General features: G+C 63.2%; 4 protein-coding genes and 2 pseudogenes. 5 read left to right on the top strand and 1 reads right to left on the bottom strand.

Annotation, left to right across the window (positions count from 1 at the left end; translation table 11 throughout):
* The 5 genes and pseudogenes from merP to AKL28_RS23090 all read left to right on the top strand — a co-directional run.
* Positions 1-174 (top strand): mercury resistance system periplasmic binding protein MerP (merP, locus tag AKL28_RS23110; protein WP_082221645.1); only part of this gene is annotated, 174 nt, incomplete at its 5' end.
* Positions 175-245: 71 nt separating this feature from the next.
* Positions 246-1,931, top strand: a complete 1,686-nt coding sequence (gene merA, locus AKL28_RS23105; RefSeq protein ID WP_003158917.1) for a mercury(II) reductase — start codon at positions 246-248, stop codon at positions 1,929-1,931.
* A 17-nt stretch (positions 1,932-1,948) separates the two neighbouring features.
* Positions 1,949-2,056, top strand: a pseudogene (locus AKL28_RS23100) (MerR family transcriptional regulator); the annotation flags it as partial.
* A gap of 89 nt (positions 2,057-2,145) precedes the next feature.
* Entirely contained in the window at positions 2,146-3,042 is an 897-nt protein-coding gene (locus AKL28_RS23095; RefSeq protein WP_197091085.1) for an alpha/beta hydrolase, read from the top strand.
* A gap of 45 nt (positions 3,043-3,087) precedes the next feature.
* Positions 3,088-3,639 (top strand): aromatic ring-hydroxylating oxygenase subunit alpha, encoded by a 552-nt coding sequence (locus AKL28_RS23090; protein ID WP_050470637.1) that lies wholly within the window; start codon positions 3,088-3,090, stop codon positions 3,637-3,639.
* Here AKL28_RS23090 and AKL28_RS24170 read toward each other — a convergent pair.
* Positions 3,636-3,846 (bottom strand): annotated as a pseudogene (locus tag AKL28_RS24170) (MerR family DNA-binding protein); the annotation flags it as partial. The gene AKL28_RS23090 and the pseudogene AKL28_RS24170 sit on opposite strands and share 4 nt — an antisense overlap.

Genomic DNA, 3,846 nt, shown 5'->3' with positions numbered 1-3,846 from the left:
GCCTGCCCGATCACTGTCAAGAAGGCGATTTCCAAGGTCGAAGGCGTCAGCAAAGTTGACGTGACTTTCGAGACACGCCAAGCGGTCGTCACCTTCGACGATGCCAAGACCAGCGTGCAGAAGCTGACCAAGGCAACCGCAGACGCGGGCTATCCGTCCAGCGTCAAGCAGTGAGTCACTGAAAACGGCACCGCAGCACAACGGACGTCATTGTCTGGCGCCACAAACGATAAAGGATCTGTTGCATGACCCATCTAAAAATCACCGGCATGACTTGCGACTCGTGCGCGGCGCACGTCAAGGAAGCGCTGGAAAAAGTGCCAGGCGTGCAGTCGGCGCTGGTGTCCTATCCGAAGGGCACAGCGCAACTCGCCATCGTGCCGGGCACATCGCCGGACGCGCTGACTGCCGCCGTGGCCGGACTGGGCTACAAGGCAACGCTAGCCGATGCGCCACTGGCGGACAACCGCGTCGGACTGCTCGACAAGGTGCGGGGATGGATGGCCGCCGCCGAAAAGCACAGTGGCAACGAGCCCCCGGTGCAGGTAGCGGTCATTGGCAGCGGTGGAGCCGCGATGGCGGCGGCGCTGAAAGCCGTCGAGCAAGGCGCGCAGGTCACGCTGATCGAGCGCGGCACCATCGGCGGCACCTGCGTCAATGTCGGCTGTGTGCCGTCCAAGATCATGATCCGCGCCGCCCACATCGCCCATCTGCGCCGGGAAAGCCCGTTCGATGGCGGTATTGCGGCAACTGTGCCTACGATTGACCGCAGTAAGCTGCTGGCCCAGCAGCAGGCCCGCGTCGACGAACTGCGGCACGCCAAGTACGAAGGCATCCTGGGCGGTAATCCGGCCATCACCGTTGTGCACGGTGAGGCGCGCTTCAAGGACGACCAGAGCCTTACCGTCCGTTTGAACGAGGGTGGCGAGCGCGTCGTGATGTTCGACCGCTGCCTGGTCGCCACGGGTGCCAGCCCGGCGGTCCCGCCGATTCCGGGCTTGAAAGAGTCACCCTACTGGACTTCCACCGAGGCCCTGGCGAGCGACACCATTCCCGAACGCCTTGCCGTAATCGGCTCGTCGGTGGTGGCGCTGGAGCTGGCGCAAGCCTTTGCCCGGCTGGGCAGCAAGGTCACGGTCCTGGCGCGCAATACCTTGTTCTTCCGTGAAGACCCGGCCATCGGCGAGGCGGTGACAGCCGCTTTCCGTGCCGAGGGCATCGAGGTGCTGGAGCACACGCAAGCCAGCCAGGTCGCCCATATGGACGGTGAATTCGTGCTGACCACCACGCACGGTGAATTGCGCGCCGACAAACTGCTGGTTGCCACCGGTCGGACACCGAACACGCGCAGCCTCGCGCTGGACGCAGCGGGGGTCACTGTCAATGCGCAAGGTGCCATCGCCATCGACCAAGGCATGCGCACGAGCAACCCGAACATCTACGCGGCCGGCGACTGCACCGACCAGCCGCAGTTCGTCTATGTGGCGGCAGCGGCCGGCACCCGTGCCGCGATCAACATGACCGGCGGCGATGCGGCGCTCGACCTGACCGCAATGCCGGCCGTGGTGTTCACCGATCCGCAAGTGGCGACCGTGGGCTACAGCGAGGCGGAAGCCCACCACGACGGGATCGAGACCGACAGCCGCACCTTGACCTTGGACAACGTGCCGCGTGCGCTCGCCAACTTCGACACACGCGGCTTCATCAAGTTGGTTATCGAGGAAGGCAGCCATCGGCTGATCGGCGTACAGGCGGTCGCGCCGGAAGCGGGTGAACTGATCCAGACGGCGGCTCTGGCCATTCGCAACCGCATGACGGTGCAGGAACTGGCCGACCAGTTGTTCCCCTACCTGACGATGGTCGAGGGGTTGAAGCTCGCGGCGCAGACCTTCAACAAGGATGTGAAGCAGCTTTCCTGCTGCGCCGGGTGAGAAAAAGGAGGTGTTCAATGAACGCCTACACGGTGTCCCGGCTGGCTCTTGATGCCGGGGTGAGCGTGCATATCGTGCGCGACTACCTGCTGCGCGGATTGCTGCGCCCGGTCGAACGTGATACAGTCGTCGCGCTGGGAGGGCGCCTGTTGTCCAAAGGCCATCTGTGAACACTGACTTAACCCCCGAACGTTCCATCCATGAGATCCACGCCATGAAGGAGATCCACGCCATGAAGCTTTATCGAGATTTCACACAGCAAGAAGAGATCGATCGCGAGTACGACTGCGAGTCCGCACTCGACATGCCGCCGTACATCGATTGGTTCGTCACGAACAGTGCTCGCGCGCGAACGGAGCTGGAATGCCGGCCCGATCAGCGGTTCGGGCCTACGCTCGACGAGACCGTGGACGTCTTCCCGGCCAGCAAGCCGGGGGCGCCAGTGCTGGTGTTCATTCACGGTGGCTGGTGGCGCGCCCACGACAGCAAACTGTTCAGCTTGGTCGCTTGCGGACCGGTGGTGCGTGGCGTCACAGTCGTCGTCACGAACTATTCGCTATGTCCCAAGGTGTCCGTCTCGGAAATCACGCGCCAGAGCCGCGCGGCGCTGGCTTGGGTGTACCAGAACGCGACTCGCTTCAACGGTGACCCGAGCCGAATCTTTGTCGCTGGGCATTCGGCTGGTGGTCATCAGGTGGGGATGCTCGCGCTGACCGATTGGGCCGGCGACTATGGGCTGCCAGCCGACCTGATCAAGGGCGGCCTCCCAATCAGCGGCCTGTTCGACCTGACGCCGTTCCGCTACTCGTGGCTGCAGCCCAAACTGCTGCTGACGCACGATGTCATCGCGCGGGAGAGCCCCCTGTTTCACGTTCCCGCTGATACATCTGGCTTCCCGATGGTCATCACGTTGGGGGGCGACGAGTCGGCCGAGTTCCACCGGCAGTCAGCGACCTTCGCCGAGGCGTGGCGGGCCGGTGGCGCCGACGTGCAAACGCTCGACCAACCCGGTAAGAACCACATGACTGCCATCGGTGGCTTCGAGGATCCGGACAGTCCGTTGACCCGCGCGATGCTGGACCTCATTGAACGCACCGGAAAGACCGCTTGATGAAGCGGTTGAATGCAGTGACCCCCAAGATTCGACAAGACATCAATGAACACTTCTGCGGCATCCAAGACCATGCCTTCAAACGATAACGACTGGGAGCGGCTGGTCCAGGCCGACCGGGTGCACCGCAACGTGTACATCGAACCGGCCATCTTTTCCCTGGAGATGGACCGCGTCTTCGCCGGAAGCTGGGTGTACCTGCTGCATGAGAGCGAGATCCCCACCACCAACGACTTTCGCCAGGTATGGCTCGGCACCCGAGAACTGGTGGCCGCTCGCGGTGAGGACGGTGGTATCCACGTCTTCTTCAACCGCTGTTCACACCGCGGCGCCACCGTCTGCCGCGAGCATCAGGGCAACGCTTCGCATTTCACCTGCCCCTATCACGGCTGGCGATTCGACAATCGCGGGCAACTGTTCGCCATTCCGGCCCGTAACGCGTATGGACCGGTGTTCAAGTCGCGCGACATGCATCTGGCCCGGCCGGCCCAGGTGGCTTCCTACAACGGCTTCGTGTTCGCTACGCTCAATCCGGATGCCAGTCCGCTCGCTGACCATCTGGGGTCGTCTCAGAAAACGGAAAATAAAGCACGCTAAGGCATAGCCGAACCTGCCAAGCTTGCTCCACCCTGTAGTGACGCGATCAGCGGGCAGGAAACGTTCCCCCTTCGCGCATGGCAGGCGCACACCAACTCAGACAGCACGGCCTCCATGCGCGCCAGGTCAGCCATTTTCTCGCGCACGTCCTTGAGCTTGTGCTCGGCCAGACTGCTGGCTTCCTCGCAATGGGTGCCATCCTCCAGC

The organism is Herbaspirillum chlorophenolicum (genome assembly GCF_001189955.1).
GTDB classification, from domain to species: domain Bacteria; phylum Pseudomonadota; class Gammaproteobacteria; order Burkholderiales; family Burkholderiaceae_D; genus Herbaspirillum; species Herbaspirillum chlorophenolicum.
This window is presented reverse-complemented; position numbering and strand designations above follow the sequence as displayed.

Coding starts and splice junctions, on each gene's coding strand:
- merA (WP_003158917.1), top strand. CDS start 246: ATGACCCATCTAAAAATCACCGGCATGACTTGCGACTCGTGCGCGGCG.
- AKL28_RS23095 (WP_197091085.1), top strand. CDS start 2,146: ATGAAGGAGATCCACGCCATGAAGCTTTATCGAGATTTCACACAGCAA.
- AKL28_RS23090 (WP_050470637.1), top strand. CDS start 3,088: ATGAACACTTCTGCGGCATCCAAGACCATGCCTTCAAACGATAACGAC.